The sequence below is a fragment of the Kitasatospora sp. NPDC001660 genome (assembly GCF_053596725.1).
The window spans coordinates 39,085-65,074 of the sequence record NZ_JBSFGU010000012.1; the positions used below are offsets into that span (position 1 = coordinate 39,085).

The following is a 25,990-nucleotide window of genomic DNA, read 5'->3' on the forward strand; positions in this document are numbered from 1 at the left end:
TCACCCCCGTCCGGCACCCCCGGCCGTGGCGCCCTGAAGCCCCGGCCGGACCGCGCGCGGGCCACACCCGCCGTCCGGCCCAGCAACAAGGAATCAGATGCCAGGCATATCGGCCCCCCGCACGGGCCACCGCGCCGGCCGGTCCGGCTCCCTTCGCAGCTCGCTCCTCGTTCTCGTGCTGGTCCCCAGCCTGGGCCTCGCCGCCGCCTGGGGCTACGCCGCCTACCTGCTGCGCGACGCCGGGCAGAACACCGCCCTCATCGCCGGCACCGCCGTCGTCGCGCTGGTCCTGCTGGTCAGCCTGGTCCACGGCATCCGCACGGCCCGCACGCTGTCGGCCCGCCTCACCGGGCTCCGCGCCGACACCTTCGCCCTCGCCCAGCAGGAACTGCCCGCCGTCGTCGGACGGCTGCGCACCGGCGAGCCCGTGCCCGTGCCACCCACCTGGTCCCCGTCCCGGCGGGCCGGCGACGAGGCGCAGCAGATCGCCGACGGCCTGGCCGCCGTCCGCCAGGCCGCCGTCGCCGCCATCGTCCACCAGGCCCAGGGCCGTGAGGGCACGAAGAAGGTCTTCCTCAACATCGCCCGTCGCACCCAGATCCTGATCCACCGGCAGATCAGCATGCTGGACGCGCTGGAGCGCGAGCACGAGGAACCCGACCTGCTGCGCGAGCTGTTCGCCGTCGACCACCTCGCCACCCGGATGCGGCGCAACGCCGAGAACCTGGTCATCCTCGGCGGCGCGCTGCCCGCCCGGCGCTGGCGCAACGCCGTGCCCGTCGTCAACGTGCTGCGCAGCGCCGTGTCGGAGACCGAGAACTACTCGCGCGTCGTCGTCCAGGGCGTGCCGCGCGCCTCGCTCAGTGGGCAGGCCGTCGCCGACGTCATCCACCTCGTCGCCGAGCTGATCGAGAACGGCACCACCTTCTCCCCGCCGTACACCCAGGTGCAGGTCTCCGCGCAGGAGGTCCCGAAGGGGCTCGCGGTCGAGGTCGAGGACCGCGGCCTCGGCATGAGCGAGGAGGAGTACGAGCGGCTCAACGACTACCTCGCCAACCCGCCCGAGCTGGACGTCTCCGCGCTCGGCGACGACCTGCGGCTCGGCCTGTTCGTCGTCGCGCGCCTGGCCGCCCGGCACGAGATCCAGGTGACCCTGCGGCCCTCGCCGTACGGCGGCACCCGGGCCGTGGTGCTGGTGCCGGCGGTACTGCTGGAGAAGGCCGAGCAGCCGGCCGCGGTGCCCGGGCTGCCGTCCGGTGCGCGCGTCACGCGCACGCCCGCGCCGGGGCCGCGTCCGGCGTCGGCGGACGATCTCGTCGTGGTGGACGGGGAGTTGGCGGAGGCACTTGGTGCCCTTCCGGTCGGCGAGGAGGCTGCGGGGGCTGGTTCGGGTGCTGGTTCGGGTGCTGTGGAGCGTGCGGCTCCGGTCGTTCCCGAGGCTCCTGCGCTGCCCCCGGCTCCGCCGGTGCCTGCGGCTCCTCCGGTGGTGTCGGCCGCGGGTGGCTCCGGCTCGGTCATCAGCGAGCTCCTCGCCCAGTACCCCGTGGACGGTGGCAGGGACGACGCGCAGGCCGCTCCGCCCGCCAACGGCGGCCTGCCGGTGGGCTCCTCGATACCCGGCCTGCCCGGCGCCGTCGTCGTCCCCCGACCCGTCTACCCGCGCCCGTACGACGACATGGCCGAGAACCTCGCCGAGAACCTCGGTGGCGTCGGTGGCCGGGGGGACGGGGGTAGTGCGGTCGAGACCGACCTCGGCACCGTGACCGCCGACCGGACCGCGCCCACCCACGAGCGCGCGGAGGAGACTCCCCTGGAGCGCGGCGCGGACGGCGAGCTCCGCACCCCGCGCGTCCTGCCGCAGCGAGTCCGCAACGCCAGCCTCGCCGAGCAGTTGCGGGAGTCCAACGCGCCCGGCGGCGTCTCGGGAATCGCCCGCCCTGGCGCTCCGGCCGGTCCCCGGTACGGCGAATACGACACTTACGGCGCTTACGGCGACACCGGGTACGGCGACGGCACTCGCGGTGATGGCGCTCGCGATGGCGGCGCTCGCGATGGCGGCGTTCGCGGTGAGGCCGACGGCCCGTCGCCGCAGCGCTCCCGCGCCACCATGGCCGCCATCCAGCGCGGCACCCGGACCGCCCGAGCGGCCGAACCCGAACCGGACGCGCCGAACGCACCCGCCACACCCTCCGCACCAGCCGCGCCTCCCGCCGCCAAGGAAGTCAAGGAACAGCAGTGATGACGCAGCACACCGACACCCAGCGCGACCTCAACTGGCTGCTGGACCAGCTGGTGGCGCGGGTACCCGAGACCCGGCACGCCATCGTCCTCTCCGAGGACGGCCTGCTGGTCGGCATGTCCCAGGGCCTCGACCGGGCCGACGCCGAGCACCTGTCCGCCGTCGCCTCCGGCCTGCAGAGCCTCGCCCGCGGCGCCGGCCACCGGTTCAACGGCGGACGGGTCCGGCAGACCGTGATCGAGATGGACCAGCTGTTCCTGTTCGTCACCACGGCCGGGCAGGGAGCCCGCCTCGCCGTGCTCACCAGCGAGCAGGTCGACGCCGGGCTGATGGCCTACGAGATCAACATGCTGGTCAAGCAGGTCGGCCAGTACCTCACCGCGGCGCCGCGCAGCGACGCCGGCCAGGTCGGCGCGGGTGGCGGTGCGTGACCGCCGACGCCGACGAGGCCTGGTTCTTCGACAAGGACGCAGGCCATCTGGTCCGTCCCTACGCGATCACCAACGGGCGCACCGGCCCGGTCCGTGACGGCTTCGCGCTGATCACCCTCGTGGTCACCGCCGACCCCCGCACCGACACCAGCCGGCTGCCCCCCGAACCGGCCGCGATCCTCGACCTGTGCCGCGAACGGCCGCTGGCCGTGGCCGAGATCGCGGCCGCGCTCGACCTCCCGGTGAGCGTGGTCAAGGTGCTCCTCGACGACCTGGCCGAGGCCCGGCTGATCCTCACCCGTGCCCCGGTCCAGCTCGCCGAGGCACCGGACATCTCGCTGATCCAGGCCGTGATCGAGGGGGTCCGCCGGCTCTGAACCGGCGGCGGCCCCTCACCCCGCAACTCCCACTCCCCTCCCAGGAGGCCGAATTGACGCCCCAGAGCCTCGTTCCGGGCGCGGTGAAGATCCTCGTCGCCGGCGGCTTCGGCGTCGGCAAGACCACCATGGTCGGCTCGGTCAGCGAGATCGAACCCCTGCAGACCGAGGAGCGGATGACCCGCGCCAGCATCGGGGTCGACAGCCTGGAAGGCGTCCAGGACAAGTCCACCACCACCGTGGCCATGGACTTCGGGCGCATCACCGTCCGCGACGACCTGGTGCTCTACCTCTTCGGCACGCCCGGGCAGTTCCGGTTCTGGTTCATGTGGGACGACCTCGCACTCGGCGCCCTCGGCGCGATCGTCCTCGCCGACACCCGGCGGCTCGAAACCAGCTTCGCCGCGGTCGACTTCTTCGAGCAGCGGGGCATCCCGTTCGCGATCGGCGTCAACTGCTTCCACGGGCGCCGCGAGGCCACCCCGGAGGACGTCCGCCACGCCCTCGACCTCGGCCCCGAGGTGCCGGTCGTCCTCTGCGACGTCCGGGAACGGGCGTCCAGCAAGGAACTGCTGCTCGCCCTGCTCGACCGCGTCCGCCAGGACGCCCTCGCCGGTCGGCGGTGACGGCTCCGGGTGCGTCGGCGCCCGGGCCGCGTCCTTGCCCGATCAGGCGCGCGCAGAGGGCGTGAGCCCGGACGACTCCAGGCCCGCGAGTGCACGGACCAGCGGGGCCAGCTCCGGGACCTCGGCCGCCTGCGCCAACGTCGCCTCCAGGGTCGCGTCGTGCACCGGGCGAGCGGCGGTCAGCAGCTCCCGGCCCTCCGGCGTCAACTCGGTGTAGATCCCGCGGCGATCGTCCGGGCACAGATAGCGGCTGAGCAGCCCGCGGTCCTCCAGGCGCGTCACCAGTCGGGTGGTCGCGCTGCTGCTCAACGCCGCCGCCCGGGCCAGTTGCTGCATCCGCATGTGCCAGCCGTCCTGGCGCGACAGCGCGTCCAGCACCGTGTACTCGACCACCGAGAGCCGGTGCCCCGCCTGGAGCGCCTTCTCCAGCGCCGTGTCGATCAACCCGTGCAGCGCGGCGAGCGTGCGCCAGCCGCCGGCCCGGATCTCGGCGGCATCATCGCGGATCCCCATGGCTCGACTCCCTCTCGCGCGGTTCGGTCTCCTTCGTTCAAGTATGGCAGCTGACGCGGATTATCCCTCTGCGCAATTACCTGCCCTTATATGTCCGGCGCGGACGATTCGGGACACGCAGGAGCCACAGGCCGGCCGGGAGTCGCGGGAGGGCCGGGAGGGCCGGGAGCCGCAGGCGGTGCGAGGCGTACGGAAGATGCGGGCGGGGCGGGTGGGTGGACTTGTCATGTGTGTGCCTCGGGCGGGTTCCAGGCGGCGAGGCAGAGGGCGGTGGCGAGGGACTCGGCGTAGCGGGCGGCGGCTAGCCAGGCGGTGGTGAAGGCGCCGTGGTCGTCGGGGATCACCCGGCCGAAGACGTCGCGGCGGTGGTCGGCCGCGGCGGCGCGCAGTGCGTCGAGGAGGTCGGCGGCGGTGGCCAGCCCGGCCTCGCGCAGTCGGGCGCCGTCGGCGGCGGTCGTGCCCGGGCTCGGGGCGAGGGCGTTGCGGCCGGACGTGACGGCCTGCTCGATCCGGCGGGTGAGCAGGTGTACGGGTGGATCGAGGGGATGGGCGGACGGGATGTCGGGGGTGGCGGTGGCCGCGGTGACGTCGGCGGCCTGGAGGCGTTCGAGGCCGAGGTTGACGCGGCCGGCCCGGTCGGCGGGCAGGGTGAGGGTCGGGGTGTCGGCGGCTGTGCCGACCGCGGGTGTGCCGATCGCGAGCAGGCGCAGTTCGGGGCGGGCCGCGCGCTCCAGGCGGCCGATCACGCGCAGTCGCAGGCCGGGGGCGGCGGCGAGCAGTGCCAGGTTCGCGCGGTGGGCGAGCCCCGGGTGGTCGTGGGCTGCGCGCAGGGCGACCACCGGGCCGTCCTCGCCGCAGCGTGCCAGGAGGCGCGGTGCTGCGCCGGGAGCGTCCGTGCGGGAGGCGTCGGCGGCGGAGCCGGCGGTTGTCGGGCCCAGCAGGGTGACGTCCAGGAACAGGAGGTCGCTCCCGGCCGGGCGGGTCTCGTAGGGCAGGGCCTGTGCCGCGAGTGCCCGCTCCACCTGGGCGGCCACCGGTTCGGCCCAGAGGGCGGCGGCCGGCTCCGCCGTCCACGCCGCGCCCGTGGTCCGGACCGCACGGACGGCGGCGCCCGCTCCGAGCCGTCCGCTCGCCGACCTGGTGGCGCCCTGGACGGCCAGCCCGGCGCGCGTGAACTCACGGTGGCTCAGCGAGGCGTCGCCCAGCCGGACCGCCCGGTTGCCAGCCCCGACGGCCTCCGCGGCGGCCGCGTCCGAATCCGGGTCCGTGTACGGCAGCACCTCGGCGACGGTGCTGAGCCGGCCGTCCGCGTCCACCGCCCAGCTGAGAACGCCCGCGTGCGTGGCCGTCAGCACCGGCTCGGCGAACAGCCCGTGGAGCCGCAGCGCACCTGCGTCGCGGTACGCCTGGCGGGCGGTGCCGCGCAGCTCCGCGACCGGGCCTCGTGCGTGGCCGGAGCCCGGGCCCGCGGTGAGGCGGTGGGTGAGGGTGAGGAGCTCGCGCAGGTCGGCGACGAGGTCGGCGAGGCGGTGGTCCGGCGCACCGGAGCGGGCCGCGCGCAGTCGCGTCGCCACGGCGACCGCCGCCGCGGCCGGGCGGTACAGTCCCGCCACGCGGGCCCCGTGGGCCGCCCGCAGCAGCTCCGCCTGCGCCACGGCTCCCGCCCCGCTCACGCCCGCCGCCAGGACGGTGGACGCGGCACGGTGGAGGTGGCGGGCGGCGGAGTGCTCCGCCGGGGTGAGGGCGTCGCCGTCCGCCACCTGTTCGGTGGGGGCGGCGGGTTCGGAGGGCGCCGTCGACGCCGTCGGCATGGTCGGTGCGGCCGGCGCCGTCGACGCGGTCGGCTCGGTCGGCTCGGGCTCGGCCGTGGCATCGGCCAGCGGGCAGAGCGAGACCGCCGCCGCCCGGTGCACGCACGCCGGGGCGAGCAGGCAGCCGCAGTGCACGTCGGACGGACCGGCGAGCACCCCGCCCGGGGCGCGCAGGACGAGCACGGTCTCCTCGTCCACCTCCACCCGCCACTCGTCGCCGGAGCGCGTCATCGGACGCTCCGCCAGCTTCTCCGCCGCGCCGTCCAGCCGCTTCTGCAGCCGGGCGCTCAGGGCGGCCACCACCTCGGCGACCACCTCCGGCCGCACGGACGGCCAACTGATGGACCGTGTCGTCATCGCACCTTCTCCCCCACCCAGCGGGCCAGTTCGAGCGGGCTCAGCGCCGCCACCGGCATGCCGGCCGCCACCAGTTGGCCCGCGACCGCCGTCGAATACCGGGCCGTGCCCGTGTCGTCCAGTGCGGCGCAGCCGAGCACGTGCACGCCGGAGTCGACGAGCGCCCGGGTCTGCGCGAGCAACGCGCCGATCGGGCCGCCCTCCTCGAAGTCGCTGATCACGGCGACCAGCGTGCGCGACGGCACCGTCACCAGTCCCCGCGCGTGGCGCAGGCCGGCCGCGATGTTCGTGCCGCCGCCGATCCGCACCTCCAACAGCAGGCTCAGCGGGTCCTCCACACGCTCGGTCAGATCGACGATCTCGGTGGAGAACGCGACGAAGTGCGTACTCAGGGAGGGCACCCCGGCCAGGATCGAGGCGGTGAGCGCCGCCCAGAGCGTCGACGCCTCCATCGAACCGGAGACGTCCACCACCAGGATCAGCCGCCAGTCCGCCGACTTCCGCGCCCGCGTCCGGAACACCGGCCGCTCGGGCACGATCACGGTGCCGCCGTCCGGGGACGGGCGGCCGGTGGCGAGGTTCGCGCGGATCGTCCGGTCGAGGTCCAGCCCGCCGCCCGGGCGGCGGCTCGGGCGCGGCACGCTGATGCCGGTCAGCGCCGGGCGCAGTCGCGTGGCCAGTTCGCGGGTGAGCTCGTCCACCAGGCGCCGCACCAGCGGGCGCAGGCCGGCCACGCGGGCCTCCGGCAGGCCGCCGGCGTGGTCCAGGACAGTGCGCAGCAGCTCGACGGACGGGCGGACGGCGTCCGGGTCGAGCGCCTCCAGGGCGTCCGTGCGGCCCTGGGCGACGGCCGCCGCCAGGACCTCCTCCCGGATGCCCGGGCCGAACAGCGCCGCGAGTTCCTCGGCCCACTCGCGGACGCCGGGGTAGGGGGCCTCGCGTCCGCCCCGGCGGTTCCGCGCGTCCAGGTCGGGGCCGGCGCCCTCGCCGCGGCCGGTGCCGTACAACTCGTCGAGGGCGCTGGCGAGTCGGGTGCAGCGGGCGGTGCGAGCGGCATTGCCGGGGCGGCCGAGGAGCAGGCGCCAGCGCTCGGCGGGGGCGAGGGCGTGGTCGACCGCGGGGGTGGGGACGGGGATGGGCAGCGGGGGCTCCGGGGTGGCGGTCGGGGTGACCACCGGTGGGGTTGCCGCTGCCGGGAGCAGGCCGAGTTCGCCGAGTGCGGTGCGGGCGGCGAGGTCGGCTCGGGCCCAGCTCGCGAGGACGGCGGGCGGGACGGTGTCGGGCAGCGCGGCGAGGCGCGTGCCGAGGCGCTCCTCGACGAGCGCCAGCAGCCGGTCGCGGGCGGCGGGGCTGAGCGTGTCGAAGCCGCCGCGCAGGGCGGGCAGTCGGTCGAGGAAGGCTTCGTCGGGCAGGGAGACGATCCGTTCCAGGACGGGTTCGAGCGCCTCGGGCGCGGTGGCGAAGAGCCCCTCGGCGGCCGTCAACAGCCCGGCCAGCGCCCGCCCGAGGGCGTGGCGGGCCTGCGGCCCGGTCGCCCCGTCGACCCACGACGCGGCCCGGCGGCCGAGCTCGACGGCCGGCTCCTGCCCGAGCAGCACCCGGACGGCCCCGGCGGCGCCTCGCACCAACGGGCTTCCGCTGTGGGCGAGTTCGCGCAGCACGTACGCGAGCCGCACCCCGCCGTCGAGGTCCGCCCGCCGCGCCAGCTCCACCAGCGCCCGCGCGTCCGCCGGATCGTCCGAGCCGCTCAGCCCCTCCAACTGCCGGACGGCAGCGGCGATCAGGAGCCCGCTGACGGCAGCCGACGAGGTGTGGAGGCTGCCGGGGGCGCCGGTCTCGGTCGAGGTGTTGCCCGGCCGACGGCCGTCGGCGGAAGCAGGAATCGCGGTGCCCCCGAGCTGGAGACGGCCCGAGGCGTGGGCGTCGGGCTGCGACACGCCGGCGGTCGCCGGTCGTGAGGCCTCCGTTGCGGGCTCCCCCGCGGGCCCGGACCGGTCGCCCGCCGGGGGGAGGGCGACGGGGAAGTGGCCGGCGGCCAGCCGGTCCAGGGTGGTGAGGGCGTCGAGGAGGTCGGGGAGGGTGCCGGATGTGGGGAGGGTGGTGGCGAGTTGGGTGAGGCGGGTGCCGGTGAGGGTGGGGAGGGCGCAGGCGGCGGCTTCGGTGAAGCCCTGGATGACGTCGTGCGGGGTGGGACCGTCGGCTTGCTGTTCGCGGCGGAGGCGGTCGCGGAGGGTGCCTTCGGCTGCTTGTGCGGGGGTGACGCCGCGGGTGCCGGCGACGGTGAGCATCGCGGCGGTGGCCGGGGTCCAGTGGAGGCGCCAGCGGGTGCCGAGGGTTTCGGTGCCGTCCGGGCCCGTCGTGTCGACCGGGTCGGCGTAGGGGACGCCGCAGGCGGTGAGGCGGTGCAGGAGGATCCCGCGGCGGCGGTCGAGGGCGCTGCGCAGCGGGTCGAGGCGCAGCTCGCGCGGACCCGGGTCGGTGGGGCCGGGCAGGCCGAGTGCCGCGACGAGGGTTTCGACGGCGGGGGCGAGGCCGCTGCGCGGTGCGGCGGGGGTGGCGCGGCCCGTGCGGGTGCCGACGAGGACGTGTTCGAGGGCGCGGGCGACGGCCCGGCCGCGGCCGAGGGGTTCGCCCTGGGCGAGGACGGTCTGGACGGCTTCGACGAGTTCGCCGCGGCCGGGGGCGGCGAGGCCGCGCAGGCGGGCCAGGTCGCCGGTGAGGCGGACGATCTCGCGGGCGTCGGCGGGGCCGCAGGGGTGGTCCTGGGTGCGCAGGGCCTCGGTGATGCGGACGGCGGTGGTGGTGAGGGCGTCGGCGAGGCGGTCCGGGTCGCCGTCCGCGTCGAGGACGGTGTGCTGCCACTCGGGGTCGCGGATGCCGGCCGGGTAGCCGGAGCGGGCGTCGAGGAGCGGGTAGGTGTACGGGATGAGGGAGACGACGTGGGAGGGGGTGTCAGCGGCGGGCAACTCCTCGGTGGCGTGCGGCCCGTCGAGCAGCGCCGGTGCGTGGAAGGCGCCGATCACGGCGGCGACGCGCCGCCCGCCGGCCCTGGCCGCCGCGATCCGGGTGCGCATCCAGGCCTCGCGCCGCAGGTCGTACGGGTCGACGCCGGGCCCGGTCTCGGCGTCGCGGCGCATGGCCCAGCCGACCAGCAGGGCGGCCCGGCGGACGGCCTCCGGGGTGGAGCCGGGGGCGGCGGTCTCGACGAGGCGGTCCCACAGGTCGCCGTCGCCGTCGCGGCCGGTGAGCCGCCGGCGCAGGGCGTCGGTGACTCCGGGTTCGACGTCGCGCCCGGCCTCGGACCGGCGTGCCGAGGCACGGTGGGCGAGCGGCAGGTCGCACGCGATGGCCTCGACGCCGTTGCGCCGGGCCCAGCGCAGGGCGGCGAGTTCCGGGGAGAAGTCGGCGAACGGGTAGAAGGCGAGCCCGTCCGCGGTCTCGGCGGACGGGTCGGCCGGGGCGGACGGGTCGGCCGGGGCAGCCGCGAGGGCGACCGGGGCCTCGGTGGCCTCGTCCGCGAGGTGGCCGAGCCAGGGCTGGAACTCGGCCGGGAGTTCGACCAGCACCGCCTCGGGCCGGGCGGCGTCGAGCAGCGCGGGGACGACCGCGCTGAGGGACGGCGCGTGGTGCCGCACGCCGATCAGGTAGGGCCCGGGCCGTTCGGTGCCGGCGGCGGCCAGGCGGGCCGCCGCCTCCTGGACGGCCCGGCGGGGGTCGCCGGGACCGTCGAAGTCGCCGGCACCGGCGGGGGTTTCGGGCATCACCGCGCTGCTCATGGCCTCACGCCTCCAGTGCCGGGCGCAGGTCCCACAGGGTGCGCCAGGTGGCGGCGCCCTGTTCGGCGCGGCGGCGGACCGGGCCGTCCCAGTAGCCGAGCAGGCGGGCCGCGTCGGCCGGGTCGTCCTTGCGCACGACGCCGATCAGCTGACCGGGCAGGCGGCCGAGCAGGTCGCCGCCGTCGGGCAGGTAGGCGGCGGTGACGCCGAGGGCGGTGGCGACCGAGACGGCCTCGGCGGTGCTCATCACGGTGGACGGGCGTTCGACGTCCCAGCCCTCGGTGGAGCGGCCGGTGCGCAGGTCGCGGAAGGCGGTGACGAGGGCGTCGAGGACGGCGTCGTCCACCGTGAACGGGGCGCCCGCGCGGGCGACGGCGGCGGTGGACTGGCGGCGGACGAGGTCGACCTCGGCGGCGAGGCTCGCGATCGGGCCCACCGTCTCGAAGTTGAACCGCCGCTTGAGGGCCGCGGACATCTCGCTGACGCCCTTGTCCCGCAGGTTGGCGGTGGCGATCAGGGTGAAGCCGGGGGCGGCGTGCAGCTGGGCGTCCGGGGTACCCGCCAACTCGGGGACGGCGACGCGCCGTTCGGAGAGCAGTGAGACCAGGGCGTCCTGCACCTCGGGCAGGCAGCGGGTGACCTCCTCGACCCGGGCGACCGCACCGGCCGTCATCGCGGTGAGCACCGGGGACGGCACGAGGGCCTCCCGGCTGGGGCCCTTGGCGAGCAGGAGGGCGTAGTTCCAGCCGTACTTGAGCTGGTCCTCGGTGGTGCCGGCGGTGCCCTGGACGGTGAGCGCGCTGGTGCCGCACACGGCGGCGGCGAGCAGTTCGGAGAGCATCGACTTGGCGGTGCCGGGCTCGCCGACGAGCAGCAGGCCGCGCTCTCCGGCGAGGGTGACGACGCAGCGCTCGACGAGGGCGCGCTCGCCGACGAACTTCCGCTCGATGGCGAGGCTCCTGCGGCCGGCCTTGAGCTTCTCGCCGTCGCTGCCCAGGACGAAGGTGACGACGGCGCGCGGGGTGAGCCGCCAGCCGGGCGGGCGCGGGCCGGAGTCGTGCGCGGCGAGGAACTCCAGTTCGGCGGCGTACTTCTCCTCGGGCGGCGTGATCTGCCGGGCGGGGGCGGTCGTGGTGTCGGCAGTCATCGGCGGGCCTTCCTGCGCTTGGCGGTCTGGAGCTGTTCGTATCCGGGGGCGTCGCCGTCGACGGTCCGCTGCCAGGCCCGGGCGAACAGCTCGGGGACGGGCTGGTGCGGCAGCGCGGGCCGGTGGGAGGCCAGCTCGTAGAAGGCGGCCTTCCAGGTCTCGGCGGGAAGGGCGGGCGCCCGGGCCTCCTGCCAGCCGCAGGGCAGGAAGAGCGTGCGGCCGGCCCGGGCCCGCTTGGCCTCCATGACGAGGTCGGTGGCGGCGAGTTCGGCGCGGGCGCGCTTGAGCCGGGCGGGCTTCCAGCCCGTCCAGCGGGCGGCGTTGCGGTCGGTGGGGTCGGGCAGGGCGAGTAGCTGGAGGTAGAGCGCGGCGGCGTCCTCGCCGAGGCCGTGGGTGCGGGCCGCCTCGGTGACGAGGGCGGGGACGGAGAACTGCGGGTTCTGCAGCCACCTCGCGTCGCCCTCGGCGGAGCCGGCCGGCTCCGTGCGGGCGGCCAGGTTCTCCGGTTCGCCGCCGAGGATGGCCGCGATGGCGGCGAGCTCGTCGGCGAGGCCGTAGCCCGCGCCCAGCCCCTCCAGCAGCTCGAGCACCTGGTCGTTCGCACCGGTGAGCCCGGCGGGGCGCAGCAGGACCCGCTCCATGCCGCCGCCGCTGGGGGCGAGGACGAGGGCCGGGCCGCAGCGGACCAGCCCGTCGGCGTCGGCGCCGCCCTCGGCGGGCAGGCCGAAGTGGGAGCGCAGGACGGTGGCCAGCGACTGGCCCTTGGCGGTCTGGAAGAGGTTGAAGTCGAACAGGAGCTCCGGGTCGGCGAGGCGCTCGCGCAGAGCGGTGGCGGCTCGCGGCAACAGCGGGCGCAGCGGGCTGTCGGCGGGCAGGTGGTAGACGAGCCAGCGGACGGCGTCGATGGCTCCGCGCAGCACGCCGAAGCCGGGGACGGCGGAGGGGTCGGCCGCGACCATCTGCTTCGCCGACCCGTCGGGGGTGGTGGTGAGGCGGAAGGTGGTGGTGCGGCTGAGCCAGGGCGTCCGGTCGGGGTTGAGGACGACCTCGACGTGTTCGATGTCGACGCCGGTGACGGTGGCCTGGGCGTCGTCGGGGAGGGTGACGAGCCGTCCGAAGTGCCGGATCCAGGCCTCGGCCCCGGCGGCGAGCTCGGGGCCGTCGGTCCAGAGCGTCTTGGGGTCGGCGGGCAGCAGCGCGGCCCAGACCTGGTCGAGCCCGGCACGCTCGCGCCGGCGCAGCCAGTCGCGGGCGGCGGTGGCCTCGGCGGCCTTGAGGCCGAACTCCTGGAGCCGGTCGGCGGGCAGCACCGGGCCGTGCCACTGGAAGAGGGCGGGCGCCGCGGCGAGGACCAGGGCCGCCCGGGCCGTGCCGATGCCGGTGAGCTCGCCGAAGGCCGCGGCCCGGGCCGGGTCGGCGGGGACGGGTCGGCGCAGGGCGAGGACCCGCCAGAACTTGGCGATCCAGGCGGCACTGAGCCGCTCCTCGGTGCCGCGCTCCTCGATGGTGGTGAAGTGGTCGACCGGACCGAACTCGCCGCTCGGGTCGTGGTCGACGGCCAGCCAGTGCGCTTGGTCGCCACGGTTGTTGCGGTGGCCGAGGATGACGACGGTGCGGTTGCCATGGCGCAGCACCTGGCCTTGGCGGTGGGTGGCGGGTCGGCCGGTGGTGGTGCGCTCGATGGGCTCGCTGAGGACGATCTGGCGCAGGGTGGCACCGCGGTCGGCGAGCGGGCCCTTGGTGAGCTCGCCGAGCAGGAGCACGAGGGTGGAGCGGTGGGCGGGTTCGGTGAGCGGGGACGCCGCGGCCTGGGCGAGGAGGTGGAGCCGGCCGAGCAGGAGCAGCCACGCGTGGTGGACGTCGCCGCCCTTCAGGTCGACGGAGGTGGGGTTGCTCCAGCCCTCGGCGGTGGCCGGGGGCGGGTCGGCGAGGACGGCGGTGACGGAACGCAGGTTGTTCATCACCTTCCAGGTGCTGGGGGCGCCCCACGAGGAGCCGTAGCGGTCGACGTCGGGCACCCAGCCGCGGACGGCGGCCTGGACTTCGGCGTCGCGTCCGTGGTCGGGCCGGTGCTCGGCGGGCGCAGCGGCGGAGGGGCGGGCCTCGGCCTCGGGCTGCGGGACGAACCGGGCGACGCGGTCGAGCAGTTCGGCGGCGATCCGGGCGAGCCCGGCGACCCCGGCGAGCAGCCGCGCGTCGGTGATGCCGGGCAGGGCGGCGCCGACGGCGTGGACGGGCAGCCTGCGGCGGGCGCCGCTGCCGTGGGCGAGCTTGCGGCGCACGCCCTGGACGGTGATCCAGCGCTGCTCGGCCTCGGGGACCGGCTCGATGTCGGCGGGCCAGGCGATGTCGATCAGCGCGGCGGCCTGCTCCGGGGTGACGGCGCGCAGCACGTGTGAGCCGGCCTCGTCGCGGGGGCGGAGCGCGTGCCAGTGGTCGAGCGGCGGGACGAGCCCGGTGCCGGCGGCCTGGAGGTCGCCCGGGCGGCAGGGACTCAGGTCGACGGTGCGGGCGCGGTCGGCGGTGTCGCCGGTGTCGGTGCCGAGGTCGGGCAGGGCGAGGGCGAGGTGGTCGCGGATCGACCTGGTGACGATCGGGCCCGTCGCGGCGGTCTCGGAGGTCTCCCCCGGCGTGCCGTTCGCGCCGGTGGGGGCGTTCGCGCCAGTCGTGCCCGGCAGGGCGAGCCGGCCGACGGGGACGACGTTCGGGTGGCCGCCGTACAGGGGCAGGACGATCGTCCGGCCGTCGGCGGTGACGGTGGTGACGGTGCGCCCGGCATCGACGCGCACCCAGCTGCCGAGCACGGTGCCGTCGGTGCCGAGCGGGGTGTGCTCCAGTCCGGGCTGGACCGGCAGCAGCCGTGTGCGGTCGAGGTCGAGAGCGCCGGCGGCGGCCGAGGCGGCGATCACCGGCGGTTCGGCGGTGCGGCCGAGGGTGCCGGTCGACGGGTCGAACTCGTGCAGCACCGGGCCCTCGGGGCCCTGCCGCAGTGTCCAGTGGCCGGTGCCGTCGCCGAGGACGCGGTGCTCGGCGGGCATCCGGGTGTCGCCGGTGTGCAGTGGGCGCTCGCCGGTGGTCCGTCCGCCGCCGGGCAGCGGGAGGGACGGGGCTTCGGGATTCCGGTCGCCGTAGAAGTACCAGGCGATGGTCTCGCCGCCGAGCTCGAACACCTCGGCCGGGCGGCCCGACCAGTAGGCCCGCTGCTTGCGCTCCTCCTGCCAGACCACGAGGAGTTCACCGTCGACGAAGCGCAGCCGGGGGCGGTTCCAGCGTTCGAGTTTGGGCAGGCGCAGGGTGTGCTCCAGCACGATGCCCTGCGGGCCGACGACGATCGCGCGGTCCAGGCGGGCGAGGATCAGGTGCGGCCAGGCGTCCTCGATGATGAGGCCCTGGAGGGTGCGGGCGCCGGGGGCCTTCTCCGGGTGGTCGTCCTGGCCGGTGCCGGAGGTCGGCGGGTCGGCGAGCTTGTCGAGCGCCTCCTCCAGGGCGGGCCAGCCGAGCTCGTCGAGGATGCCGGCGCCGAGCGCGCGGGCGAGCAGCCCGGCGACGTCGAGGCCCGCGATCCGCTCGGCGGCGTCCGGGGCGATCGCCCGCAGCACGGTGCGGTACGGGGAGAGCATGCGCACGAGGTCGGCGGCGCCGGCCAGGCCGCGGGCGGCCACCACCTCGGCGGCGCGCTCCTCGGCCCATTCGGCGAACAGCTCGCGCAGCAGCGGCAGGGCGGGCACCTGCTGCTGGACGGCCGTCTCCCACGCCGCGGGCGTGGCGGCGCGCAGCACGGGCCGGAAGCGGGGGTCGGCCGCGACGGCGGCGAGGCCGGGGCCGGTGGAGCCGGTGTGGCGGGCCCAGCCGGTGAGGTCGAAGCCGAGCCCGGCCGGCGGGTCGGCGACGGGCACGCCGTCGGCCAGCAACCGCTCCAGCAGGTCGAGTTGGGTGGTGCTGTGGCGGATGCCGGTGAACACGTCGACCGGGACGCCATCGGCGCGCAGCCGCTCGGCCATCCGGCCCGCGAGGGCCACCGTGGCGGCGCAGGGGGGCGGGGAGCCCCAGCCGCGGCCGAGGTGGTCGGCCCAGCGGCGGAGCCAGGCGGCGGGCTCGGTGTCCGCGGTGTGCTCGGCGGCCTCGTCGCGCGGGCCGGTGAGCAGGGCCTCGGCGCCGGTCGCGGCGAGCACGGCGAGCCAGGCGGCGTCGTGCGCGGACGCGTCGGAGTTGCCGCCCGCGGTGGGCATCAGCTCCAGCAGGCGGACCCGGACCGCCTCGTCGCGCTGGCCGAGGGCGACGAGGGCGCCGTGCCAGGACTTCCAGAACGCGACGGGCGCGCGGTTGGCCGCCGGCGCCGCCAACAGCTCGGCGAGCAGTGCCTGTTCGTGCTCCTCCCGGTCCAGCCCGGCGGCCTTGACGAGTGCGCGGGCGTCCTCGGCGACCCCCGCGTAGGGGGCCATGCCGGCGGCGGCGCGCTCGGTGCACAGCTGGCGGAAGCGCTGCCAGGCGGTCGGCGGGTCGAGCCGGGAAGCGAGCGACTTCACGTACTGGCGCAGGGACTTGACGGTGAGCGCGCCGGCCAGGGCGAATTCCAGGAAGACGGCGCGCAGCCGCTCCTCGTCGACCTCAAGGCCGTGGGTGCGCTCGGCCTCGCGGGCCTTGCCGAACCAGCTCGCGGCGTAGGTCTGGTTGCCGACCCCGAGGAAGATCCGGCCGACCTCCTCGCAGAAGGTGGGCAGGAAGTGCGGCACGGCGCGGCCGAGGCGCCCGGCGAGCGCGTCGAAGCCGTCCTTGGCGGCGCCGGGCTTGGACCGGGCCTGGCGGGCCAGCCGCTCCAGCTCCTTGACCAGGGCCAGCGCGTGGTGCCCGTTGGCCGGGTCGTGGACCAGCGCCCACGCGGGGAAGCCGAGCGCCTCCTGCCGCACCTGGCCGACCTCGGCGGGCTCGGTGTCCGGGGCGAGTCCGAGGAAGTCGACGGCCAGGTCCTCGGCGGGGCCGAGCGCGCCGGGCACCAGGCGGACGATCCGGCGCCCGTCGAGCGCGGGGTGGGTGTAGGTGCGGGCGGTGAGCACGTCCGCGGCGCTGTCGGGCCGGCCCGCGCCGGGCACGGTGCCGGCCGGGAGGACGGCGCCGGCGTCGAGGAGCCGCTCGTGCGGGCGCTCGTGCAGGTCGGTGTCCGGTCGGGCGTTCAGGCTCTTGGCGGTCATGCCGCTTCCTCCCCTTCGATCGTGCGGCCGGCGTACAGTGCGGCGGCCATCCGCATGCCCTCGGACCAGGCCACCGGACCGACCTGCGCCAGCGGCAGCGCCCGGCCGTCCGGCCCCGCCCAGCTGAGCGGGCCCGTCTCGCACGCGTCGTACTCGTAGTAGTCGCCGACCCAGAGCCGGGCCTCGACCGTGCGGCCGTCCTCCGTCACCGGCACGACGGCGCTGCCGCCGCGCACCCGGTAGCCGAGCCGGGCACAGCGCCCGACGAGCTCGCGCAGCTCCTTGTAGCGCCCGCCCGCGTAGGTGGTGACCTCGGTGCCGCCCGGGACCTCCTCCGGCCGGTGCCAGACCTCCCGGTAGAGCTGCTGGACCCGCTGGGAGACGCCGAGTTCGACGGCGAACTCGCGCAGGTCGTCGAGCTCCGGGAGGAGGACGGGGTGGGGTATCCGGATCTCGCTGTCGGTGAGGCGCACGGTGTCGCCGTCCGGGTCGACCAGCCCGAGCCCGCGCTCGGCGTCGGCGTCGCGCAGGAAGCCGGCGACCACGCCGTCGGGCCCGGTGACGACCACGTCCCGCAGGACGCCGCGCCAGGCCTCGTCGGCCCAGACCGCGGTGACCACGGCCGCGGGCACGGGCAGTGAGCGCACCATCCACCGCTCGACGTCCTCCAGGCAGCGCCGCTCGTGCGCCCCCAGCCACTCGGCGAGCTGCCGCAGCTGGGTGACCACCGGGTCGTCGCCGAGTTTCGGCGGCACGGCCTTCAGCTGCCGCCCCGCCGCGTTCCGGCACAGCACCGTGCCGTCCCCGTCGAGCGCGACGCGATACCCGCCCGCACTCGTCTCCACCCATGCCACGGCCGTTCTCCTCCCACCTGTCGGTCAGCGATGGGAGGAACGTAGCGAGGCCCACTGACAACCCGACGCCCCGGGCCCGGAGTTCCCGACCTGCGGAAACCAAACCCATCGAACGAGTGAACGAGCTCGTCGTCGCGGCCTGGCGGGGCAACAGGTCATCACGTCGGGCGGAGCGAGGGATGGTCGGGGGCGGCCACGCGAGGGCGGACGGCGGGCGGGGAGGGCCGCGGCCGACGAGCGCCGGGCGGCGCCGTTCTGCGTCGAGGTGGGGCTTCAGGAGCGGAGCTCCCGCGCGGAGCCGCCACCTGCGCGACGCCCTCCCGGCGCGCGGCTGCGACCTCACGCACCGCGGATTCAACGGCGGGCACGACCACGCCAGTCGGCGCGGCGGCCTCGCCGACGGGCCCACGCACCTGCTGCGGGACCGCCCCTGGATCAAGCCTCCGGACCGTCCTCCCGCGAACCGTCCTCCCGCGGCTCCAGCCCGGTGCGGGTCAGCCAGCGGTCGGGGTCGGTGAGTTCGCGGCGGGTCGGGACGAGGGAGCGGTCCGTCCAGATCCGGTTCACCGTCTCCGTCCCGCCCGCGTCGACGAGCTTGTGCACGAACCGCACCGCCTGGTCGTGGGTGTCCGGCTCGGCGCGCACGCCCGGCAGGCGGGACAGCAGACGGGCGGCCCGGGCCGTCGGCCGCTCCCCCGCCTGGTCGCGGGCCAGCAGGCGGCGTGTCGCCCAGCGGGCGTGGCCCTCCCACAGGGCGCCGAGGACGGGGTCGTCCTCCCGGGTGCCGCCGGACGTCCGGTGCAGCAGGAGCGCCTCGACCGCGTCGGCGCCGGGCCGGGGGCCGCCCGCGCGGATCTGGGCCTGGTGGGTGAGCAGGTGCGTCAGCACGGCCCGCAGCGGGGCCCGCTGGGGCGCGCCGGCCAGCAGCGCCGGGGCCAGCAGGACGACCCACCGGCCGTCCTCGTCCTGGACCACCCGCCCGGACGGCACGCAGGTGATCCTGCGGTCGGAGTCCGCCGACGCCGACCCCTTGCGCAGCGCCGCCTCGGCCTTCTCGCGCTTGGCCGGGTCCGCGACGGCCGCCAGGGCGTCGCCCGCGAGGACGGTCTCGCAGACGCGGCGCACGTAGGCCTCTCGGCGCTGCGCGAACCCGTCGGGGTCCACCAGCACCAGGCGCACCTCGGGGCCGAGGTCGAGGCCCGTGGTCTCCTGGACGGGGCCGGCCAGTTCCCCGACCAGGGCGCGGGCCGCCTCCGCCAGGGCGTCCCAGCCACCGCCCGCCTGCTGTTCGACGACGATCTCGATCTCGATCACGAAGCGGAACTGTACGTCGCCGGGAAAGCTCTTCCCACTCGGTCCGCCCGACCGGCCGGAATCCGGCCCGCGGGAACGGGCCTCCGGGGCGGGTCCGCCCCGTGCTAGCGTCCCGGTGGCGGCGCACCGGCGCGTCGGCCCCGGACGAGACGTGCGCCGTACCCGGCCTGACAAGACGACGCACCGGAGGAGGCGTCATGTCCGACTTCACCCGGGCCGTCCCGGTGCCGCGGCCGCTGGACGTGCGGTGGATCCACGGCTCGCCGTCGGCGAAGCACGACACGGACCCGGAGATCCAGGTCCACGAGTACGACGAGCACACCGTCATTCTTCGGCAGAACAAGGCGACCAACTACGAGGCGCCGTTCCTGTACCTCCTGTTCGGGGCCGAACGGGCGGTGCTGATCGACACCGGGGCCACCGTCGAGGCCGCGTACTTCCCGCTGCGCGCGGTGGTCGACGAGCTGATCGGGAAGTGGCTCGACCGCAACCCCCGGGAGGACCGCGAGGGCTACGGGCTGCTCGTCCTGCACACCCACCCGCACGGCGACCACGTCGCGGGCGACGGCCAGTTCGCCGACCGCCCCGGCACGACCGTGGTGGCCGCCGATCCGGCCCTCGCGTGGCCGTACTTCGGCTTCGACGCGGCCCCGGACGCCGTGGCCCGGGTGGACCTCGGAGGCGGCCGCGTGCTCGAATGCCTCGCCACACCGGGGCACCACGCGGCGGCGGTCACCTACTACGACCCGTGGACGGGCTTCCTGCTCACCGGCGACACCGTCTACCCGGGGCGGCTCTACATCGACGACTGGGCCGCCTTCACCCGCACCGTCGACCGCCTGATCGCCTTCACCGGGCGCCGCCCGGTGACGCACGTGCTCGGCTGCCACATCGAGATGACCCGCGATCCGGGCCTCGACTACCCGATCCGCACCACCTACCAGCCCGACGAGCCCCCGCTCCAGCTCACCGTGGGCCACCTGCACGAGATCCGCGCCGCCCTCGCCGAACTGGGCACCCGGCCGGCCCGGCACGCCCTGGCGGACCTGATCCTCTGGCCGAGCGAGTGACCGTGCCCGGTGGCCCGGACCTGCGGCCCCCGTTCAGGAGCCGGCTGCCCGGTCGTGCCGGAGCGGCCCTGCCGCGTCGCGGGTCAGTCCTTGTACGGCACGAGCCCCGGCAGGTCCGGTTCGAAGCGAACGGGTCGGGAATGCGGATCGAGTCGCCGAACTTCCGCTCGGTCCTCGTGCGGTAGCGGTCGTCGGTCGGCTCGGAGGACGGCATCACCGTCCACTGCCGGGGGTTGACGACCAGGTAGAGCGGGAAGCCCGTGCGCGGGTGGTCGCGGCCCGTCTGCCGGTCTGTCTGCCGGTCCAGTCCGTCCACCGGTCCGCTCGGAACGCCGATCCTGCCATCGCCCGCGGCGGCCGAAAACGGGGTGCCGCGACTCGCCGACTCCCTTAGCGTGGCGGGCATGTGCACGCGATCGCAGACCTCCCTGCGCCACTACGTGTGCCCGTCCTGCCGGGTGTCGATGAAGCGCCTCGGTGCGGCCGGGCACGACGGGTGCCCGCGCTGCGGCCAGAACCTGGTCGACGCCGGACACGACTTGGAGGTGCCGCGGAAGCGGGACGACGCCGGCTGGCGGGCGCTCACCGCGCTGCTGCACGCGGGCGTGACGTTCCACTCCTCGTGCTGCGACGGGCCCGGCTGGCGCCCGCGCACGCCGCGCGAGGTCCGCGAGCGGCTGGCCGCCTCGCGCGGCACCGGGCTGTCGGTGGCCGCGGCGCTGACCACCCGGGACGTCGACGAGCTCAGTGCGAAGCGGCGGGCGCGGGCGCGAGTCCCGCGCAGCCGCGCAGGCCGTCGCGCCGCTTGAGCGCGGCCTCCGCGGCGGCGCCCGTCACCGGCACCGGGACGCCCCGGTCGTCGACGGTCGCCGGGGTGAACGCCTCGCCGGTCACCCGGCCGTCGCCGGTGACGGTAAGCGTCGTGACGCCGGTCTCGTTCGAGAACGGGTAGTCGGAGGTGCCGTACCAGAGGAAGTTGCCGAAGCCGTACCCGACGTAGGTGTTCCCGAGCATGCCGGAGCCGACCATCGTGTGGGCGTGGGTGCCGACCACGGCGGTGGCGCCGGCAGCGGCGAGCTTCTTCGCGATGGACGTCTGGGCGGCGGTCGGGCAGGCCTTCCCCTCCTCGCCCCAGTGCAGGTAGACGAGGACGACGGGCGCCTGGCGCTTCGCCTCCTCGACCGCCTTGACCACCGCGGGTTCGTCGAGCGCGGAGGCGATGCCCGGCTTGGCCGCGCCGGCGCGCCACTTCTGGTTGGTGAGGTCCTCGACCTGGCTGGCCGCCACCACGGCGACCTTCACGCCCCGCACGGTCGAGACGTACGGCGCGTACGCCTCCTTCGCGGTGCGGCCCACGCCGATGACCGGGATCGGCGCGGACTCCTTGGCCTTGAGGGTGTCGGTGAGGCCGTCGGCACCGAAGTCGACGGCGTGGTTGTTGGCCATGGAGACGACGTCGACGCCGGAGGCCTTGAGCGCGTCCAGCGCCTTGGGCGAGGTGCGGAAGGTGTAGAGCTTGGGCTCGGGGGCGCCGCGGCCGGTGATCGCGGTCTCCAGGTTGAGCACGGACAGGTCGGCGTCCGCGAGGGTCGCGGAGATCGGGCCGAGCGCCTGCTCGGGCGGCTGCACGGCGAGCCGGGCCTCGGTGCGGCCCTCGAAGTGGACGTCCCCGGCGAACGCCACCCGGATGGTGCCGTCGGACCGGGGCGCGGTCGGCTTGGCGGTCGGCGTGGCCGACGTCGCGCCGGGGGCCGTGCCGGGGGCTGCGGCGGACGCAGCGGCGGACGGCACGGCGGACACGGCACCGGACGCCGTGGCGGGCGCGGCCGCGGGCGCCGGGTCGTCGGGCCCGCACGCGGCGACGCCCGTCAGCCCGGTCAGCAGTGCGGCGGTGGCAGCAGCGGATACGGCGGCGCGGCGCATGAGTGGTTCCCCCCGGGGTCGACACAAGAGCGGTCAGCCTACGTCACCGACCCGCGCGGTTTGTGCACCGTTCGGGCACCGTAAGGACAAGATCGACACCGAACCGAACCTGGCCCGCCCGTCCCAACCGCCCGCCCCGCCCGGCCACCGCGTCCCTGGTGCACCACCCCCGCCCGCGCGCAGCGTGGAGAGGGGCACCCGCACGCCGAGGTTCACCGAGGTGGTACGCCATGGGCACCAACCAGCCGGCCGAGGACCAGTCGGCCACCACCCGGCCCGCCACCGGCCGCCCGCGCCGGATCGTGGTCGGGATCGACGGCTCGCCGCCGTCGAAGGCCGCCCTGCGCTGGGCGGTGGGGCAGGCCGTGCTCACCGGGGCGGTGGTCCACGCGGTGGCGGCCTGGGACTACCCGTCCCTGTACGGCTGGTTCGCGCCGATGGTGGACGACGGCTTCGAGCAGACCGCCCGCCGCACCCTGACCGCCGAGGTGAACGAGGTGGTCGGCCGGGACCGCCCGGTGGAGGTCCGGGAGAGCCTGGTGCTCGGCCACGCCGCCGAGGTGCTGCTGGGGGCGGCCGAGGAGGCGGACCTGCTGGTCCTGGGCAGCAGCGGCCGCGGCACCTTCGCCCGGACGCTGCTGGGCTCGGTGAGCGCGCGCTGCGCGGTGCACGGGGTCTGCCCGGTGGTGATCGTCCGCGCCGACGGCACGGCCTCGGCCCCGCCGCGCCCCCGCTCGACCACGGCGTCGGCCGAGGGCGCCGCCCGCACGAAGGACTGGCAGCTCAGCCTGCACGTCGTCGAGGACGGCGACACCACCCGGGTGCACGCCGTGCTGGACGCCGACGGCGACGTCCTGCACAGCGACGCGCTCGCCCGCCGCAACCCGCGCGACACCCCGGCGGCCGCCGTCGGCGACGAGTTCGCGGTCGGCCGGGCCCTGGTCGACCTCGGCCACCAGCTCCTGCGCGCGGGCGTCCACAGCGCCACCGGTCCGGCGGAGGAGTGAACCGGGCCGAGGAGCAAACCCGGCCGAGGAGCGAACCGGGCCGAGGAGCGAACCCGGCCGAGGAGCGAACCGGGCCCGCCGCGGTACGCCATGCTGAACCCCGACAGGTACCAGCAGCCGAACCGCCCAGGACCCCGGAGCCGCACCCCACCCATGGACGCCACGACCACGGACGACTTCACCCCCGCCGAACGCGCCCGCGGCCGGGCGCTGCGCCGCGCCCAGCTCCCGTGGGCGCTGGGCGGGCGGCTGACCGGCCTCGCGCTCACGCTCGTCCTCGGCCTCACCCCCGCCGGGGCCGGCCTGGTGAGCGCCGTCGGCAGCTGGTTCGGCGGCTCCCGCACCGCCGAGGTGCTGGCGGGCGCGGCGGCGCTCGTCGTGCTCGGCCAGGCGGCGCAGCTGCCGTTCGGCGCCGGCGTGCGGGTGGTCCGGGCCCGGTACGGGCTGGTGACGCAGGGCTGGGCCGGCTGGGCGATGGACGCGGTGCGCGGCCTGGCACTGGCGCTCGTCCTCGTCCCGCCGCTCGCGCTCGGCCTGTTCGCGCTCACGGCGTGGTCGCCGGAGCGCTGGTGGGTGCCGGGGGCGGGCGCGGCGGCGCTGCTCGTCGGGGCGCTGTCGTTCCTGCACCCGCTCCTCGTCGAGCCGGTGTTCAACCGCTTCACCCCGATGCCCGAGGGCCCGCTGCGCTCGGCGCTGCTCGCGCTGGCCGAGCGGGACGGCGTCCGGATCCGGGACGTCCTGGTGGCGGACGCCTCCCGGCGGACGACCGCGCTGAACGCTTACGTGTCGGGGCTGGGCGCGACCCGCCGGATCGTCGCGTACGACACGCTGCTGTCGACGGCCGAGCCGAGCGAGGTCGAGCTGGTGGTCGCCCACGAGCTGGGGCACGTGAAGCACCGGGACGTGCTGACCGGCACCCTGCTGGGCGCGGTGGGCGCGGCCGTGGCGGTCGCGGTGCTGGGCCTGCTGAGCACGTGGCAGCCGCTGCCGGCGGCGGCCGGGGCGGCGAACGCGGCCGATCCGCGGGCGCTCCCGCTGCTGGCGGCGGGCGCGGCGCTGCTGGGCGCGCTGTCGGGGCCTGCGCAGTGCGCGGCGAGCCGCCGGATCGAGGCCAGGGCGGACCGGCACGCCCTCGAACTGACCTCGGACGCCGAGCAGTTCATCGCGATGCAGCGCAGACTGGCACTGGCCAACGTGGCCGATGTCGACCCGCCCCGGGTGCTTGAGCTACTGTTCGCCACTCACCCCAGCGCGACCCGCCGGATCGCCGCCGCCCGTACCTGGCGGGCGGAGGGCGTGCGGACCGGCACCCCGGGGACCAGTGGGCCGACGGGCACCCCGGCCTGAATCCCCCCAAATCCGTTGTATAGTGCAACAAATCTCGAGGAGGACAGGACACCGTGCCCGGCCGCCAGACGTCGATCGACACCATCCAGCGCGAGCTGACCGCCTTCGCCCGCCGCGCCCGCCACAAGGCCTCGCAGCTGCACCCGGACCTGTCCCTGGTCACGTACAGCATCCTCGATCTGATCACCGAGCGCGGCGGCTGCCGGGCGGCCGACGTCGCGGCGTACTTCATGCTCGACAAGTCCACCGTCAGCCGGCAGGTCACCGCCCTGGAGAAGCTCGGACTGCTGCGCCGCGAGGCCGACCCCGACGACCAGCGCGGCCAGATCCTGCGCGCCACCGACGCCGGGCTCACCCTCCTGCGGGACGCCAACGAACAGCGCCGGCTGGCCTTCACCGAGCGCTTCACCGACTGGTCCGACGAGGACGTCGCCCGCTTCGCCGGCTACCTCGCCCGCTACGGCGCCGAGGGCTGAACCCCCGCCCCCGCCCGCCGAGGCTGCGAACGACACCGCCCGGGGTGCGCCGCACCGCCCGCACGGTGCACAGAGGAAAGATGCCCCCACGGGAGCGAGATCGTGACCCGCGCCCCCGCAACCACAGCCGATCATGGCGACCCGACCTCACCGCCTCCCTCGCCGGCCCCCGCGCCACCTTCGGCGCCGCCGTGCCGGCACTCGCCGCGCTCATGGGCATCGGCGCCGCCCGCGAGGACCTGACCAGCGCCAACATCGAGACCCATCGACATCCCCGACGACGGCACCGAGGTCCGCCTGATCGTCTACGGCCACCCGCCCCCGCTGCTGCTGCGTCCCGACGGCATCACCCCGCCGGCCGCACACCACCCGGCGCCGCCGCTCAGCCTCGGCGAACTGGCCCCCGCCGAGTACCAGGTGGAGGCGTTCCCATTCCTCCCCGGCGACCGCCAGTCCGGCGGCGGGCGGCGGCACGGGGACGGCGCGGGGACGACGCGGGGACGGCGAACAACTTTCAGCGAACAGATTTCGAAATCTGTTCGCTGAAAGTTGTCATCTGTTCGCACCTCACACGGTGAGCACGATCTTCCCGCGCAGGTGCCCGTGCTCGCTCACCCGGTGCGCCTCCGCCGCCTCCGCGAGCGGGAACACCCGGTGCAGCGGCAGCCGCAGCTCCCCAGCCGCGTGCAGCGCGAGCGCCGACTCGTACGCGCGCCCGTGGTACGCCGGACCGCCGTCGGCACCGCCGCTGAAGCGCACCCCGTGCTCCTCGGCGCCGGCGATGTCGACGATCGTCAGCACCCGGTCCGCGCCGCCGGCCAGCTCGATCGACAGCGGCAGCACCCCGCCGAGCCCGGCCGCGTCCAGCACCCGGTCCACGCCGCCCGGGGCGGCGGCCCGCACCCGCTCGGCCAGCCCGTCGCCGTACGCGACCGGGATCGCGCCCAGCTCGCGCAGGTGGGCGTGGTTGGCCTCGGACGCGGTGCCGACCACGGTGATCCCGCGCACCCGGGCGAACTGCAGCACCAGGGTGCCGACCCCGCCCGCCGCGCCGTGCACCAGCAGCGTCTCACCGGCCCGCGCGCCCAGGGTGTCCAGCGCCCGCTCGGCGGTCTCCGCCGCCACCGGGATCGCCGCGGCCTCCTCCCAGCTCAGCGTGGCCGGCTTGCGGGCCAGCAGGCCGGCCGGCGCGATCGCGTGCCCGGCGTGCGCACCACCCATCACGGCGCCGAACACCTCGTCGCCGGGCGCCCACGCGGTCACGTCCGCGCCGACGGCCCGGACCACACCGGCCAGTTCGAAGCCGAGGACGAAGGGGAAGGCGGCGGGGAACATGTCCGTCATCAGGCCGGCGCGGATCTTGTGGTCCAGCGGGTTGACGCCCGCCGCACGGACCTCGACCAGGACCTCGCCGGGGCCCGGGGCGGGCAGGTCGAGGTCGATGGGCCGGAGCACGTCCGCGCCGCCGTACTCGGAGAAGGCGATCGCCTTGGTCATGAGAAAGTCCTTGCCGTGTAAAGGAGTTGTCGAGGG

The 25,990-nt window shown here is 76.1% G+C and carries 19 protein-coding genes and 1 riboswitch; of the genes, 10 read left to right on the forward strand and 9 right to left on the reverse strand.

Annotation, left to right across the window (positions count from 1 at the left end):
* Positions 1–175 precede the first annotated feature (175 nt).
* From ACWCXH_RS15605 to ACWCXH_RS15620, 4 genes are read left to right on the forward strand one after another with little or no spacing between them, the layout of a single operon-like run.
* On the forward strand, positions 176–2,239 hold the full coding sequence (locus ACWCXH_RS15605) for a sensor histidine kinase (RefSeq protein ID WP_449801959.1): 2,064 nt from the start codon (positions 176–178) through the stop codon (positions 2,237–2,239).
* On the forward strand, positions 2,239–2,670 hold the full coding sequence (locus ACWCXH_RS15610) for a roadblock/LC7 domain-containing protein (protein WP_449801960.1): 432 nt from the start codon (positions 2,239–2,241) through the stop codon (positions 2,668–2,670). The genes ACWCXH_RS15605 and ACWCXH_RS15610 overlap by 1 nt, the downstream gene beginning before the upstream one ends.
* Positions 2,667–3,047 (forward strand): DUF742 domain-containing protein, encoded by a 381-nt coding sequence (locus ACWCXH_RS15615; protein ID WP_449801961.1) that lies wholly within the window; start codon positions 2,667–2,669, stop codon positions 3,045–3,047. The genes ACWCXH_RS15610 and ACWCXH_RS15615 overlap by 4 nt, the downstream gene beginning before the upstream one ends.
* Before the next feature lie 53 nt (positions 3,048–3,100).
* Complete coding sequence (locus ACWCXH_RS15620) at positions 3,101–3,673, forward strand: GTP-binding protein (protein WP_449801962.1); 573 nt, start codon at positions 3,101–3,103, stop codon at positions 3,671–3,673.
* Positions 3,674–3,715: 42 nt separating this feature from the next.
* Here the strand turns inward: ACWCXH_RS15620 and ACWCXH_RS15625 are convergent, their stop codons facing one another.
* The 7 genes from ACWCXH_RS15625 to ACWCXH_RS15655 form a co-directional block, all read right to left on the reverse strand.
* On the reverse strand, positions 3,716–4,186 hold the full coding sequence (locus tag ACWCXH_RS15625) for a MarR family winged helix-turn-helix transcriptional regulator (RefSeq protein WP_449801963.1): 471 nt from the start codon (positions 4,184–4,186) through the stop codon (positions 3,716–3,718).
* Positions 4,187–4,410: 224 nt separating this feature from the next.
* Complete coding sequence (locus tag ACWCXH_RS15630) at positions 4,411–6,354, reverse strand: hypothetical protein (RefSeq protein WP_449801964.1); 1,944 nt, start codon at positions 6,352–6,354, stop codon at positions 4,411–4,413.
* The gene (locus ACWCXH_RS15635; RefSeq protein ID WP_449801965.1) at positions 6,351–10,130 is read right to left on the reverse strand and encodes a vWA domain-containing protein; all 3,780 of its coding nucleotides are present in this window, start codon (positions 10,128–10,130) and stop codon (positions 6,351–6,353) included. The genes ACWCXH_RS15630 and ACWCXH_RS15635 overlap by 4 nt, the downstream gene beginning before the upstream one ends.
* A gap of 4 nt (positions 10,131–10,134) precedes the next feature.
* On the reverse strand, positions 10,135–11,277 hold the full coding sequence (locus ACWCXH_RS15640) for an ATP-binding protein (RefSeq protein ID WP_449801966.1): 1,143 nt from the start codon (positions 11,275–11,277) through the stop codon (positions 10,135–10,137).
* A complete protein-coding gene (locus tag ACWCXH_RS15645) occupies positions 11,274–16,466 on the reverse strand; it encodes a hypothetical protein (RefSeq protein ID WP_449801967.1) in 5,193 nt (1,730 codons plus the stop codon). The genes ACWCXH_RS15640 and ACWCXH_RS15645 overlap by 4 nt, the downstream gene beginning before the upstream one ends.
* The gene (locus ACWCXH_RS15650; protein ID WP_449801968.1) at positions 16,463–17,320 is read right to left on the reverse strand and encodes a DUF4132 domain-containing protein; all 858 of its coding nucleotides are present in this window, start codon (positions 17,318–17,320) and stop codon (positions 16,463–16,465) included. The genes ACWCXH_RS15645 and ACWCXH_RS15650 overlap by 4 nt, the downstream gene beginning before the upstream one ends.
* Before the next feature lie 435 nt (positions 17,321–17,755).
* Entirely contained in the window at positions 17,756–18,634 is an 879-nt protein-coding gene (locus tag ACWCXH_RS15655) for a zinc-dependent metalloprotease (RefSeq protein WP_449801969.1), read from the reverse strand.
* A gap of 115 nt (positions 18,635–18,749) precedes the next feature.
* Positions 18,750–18,819: riboswitch (guanidine-III (ykkC-III) riboswitch) on the forward strand.
* A gap of 12 nt (positions 18,820–18,831) precedes the next feature.
* Here ACWCXH_RS15655 and ACWCXH_RS15660 point away from each other — a divergent pair.
* Together ACWCXH_RS15660 and ACWCXH_RS15665 are read left to right on the forward strand one after the other, a co-directional pair.
* Entirely contained in the window at positions 18,832–19,704 is an 873-nt protein-coding gene (locus ACWCXH_RS15660; RefSeq protein WP_449801970.1) for an MBL fold metallo-hydrolase, read from the forward strand.
* 404 nt (positions 19,705–20,108) lie between these two features.
* On the forward strand, positions 20,109–20,513 hold the full coding sequence (locus ACWCXH_RS15665; RefSeq protein ID WP_449801971.1) for a hypothetical protein: 405 nt from the start codon (positions 20,109–20,111) through the stop codon (positions 20,511–20,513).
* Here the strand turns inward: ACWCXH_RS15665 and ACWCXH_RS15670 are convergent.
* Positions 20,449–21,627, reverse strand: coding sequence for a CapA family protein (locus ACWCXH_RS15670; RefSeq protein ID WP_449801972.1), 1,179 nt, complete (start codon positions 21,625–21,627; stop codon positions 20,449–20,451). The two genes, ACWCXH_RS15665 and ACWCXH_RS15670, sit on opposite strands and share 65 nt — an antisense overlap.
* Positions 21,628–21,857: 230 nt before the next feature.
* Between ACWCXH_RS15670 and ACWCXH_RS15675 the strand changes: the two genes are divergently transcribed.
* From ACWCXH_RS15675 to ACWCXH_RS15690, 4 genes are all read left to right on the forward strand, one after another.
* A complete protein-coding gene (locus tag ACWCXH_RS15675; protein WP_449801973.1) occupies positions 21,858–22,634 on the forward strand; it encodes a universal stress protein in 777 nt (258 codons plus the stop codon).
* A gap of 153 nt (positions 22,635–22,787) precedes the next feature.
* On the forward strand, positions 22,788–23,981 hold the full coding sequence (locus ACWCXH_RS15680) for a M48 family metalloprotease (RefSeq protein WP_449801974.1): 1,194 nt from the start codon (positions 22,788–22,790) through the stop codon (positions 23,979–23,981).
* A gap of 53 nt (positions 23,982–24,034) precedes the next feature.
* Positions 24,035–24,457, forward strand: coding sequence for a MarR family winged helix-turn-helix transcriptional regulator (locus ACWCXH_RS15685; protein WP_449801975.1), 423 nt, complete (start codon positions 24,035–24,037; stop codon positions 24,455–24,457).
* A gap of 270 nt (positions 24,458–24,727) precedes the next feature.
* On the forward strand, positions 24,728–25,003 hold the full coding sequence (locus ACWCXH_RS15690) for a SpoIIE family protein phosphatase (protein WP_449802098.1): 276 nt from the start codon (positions 24,728–24,730) through the stop codon (positions 25,001–25,003).
* 21 nt (positions 25,004–25,024) lie between these two features.
* On the opposite strand, the gene ACWCXH_RS15695 is transcribed toward ACWCXH_RS15690, so the two are convergent.
* A complete protein-coding gene (locus ACWCXH_RS15695) occupies positions 25,025–25,954 on the reverse strand; it encodes an NADP-dependent oxidoreductase (RefSeq protein WP_449801976.1) in 930 nt (309 codons plus the stop codon).
* Positions 25,955–25,990: the final 36 nt, after the last annotated feature.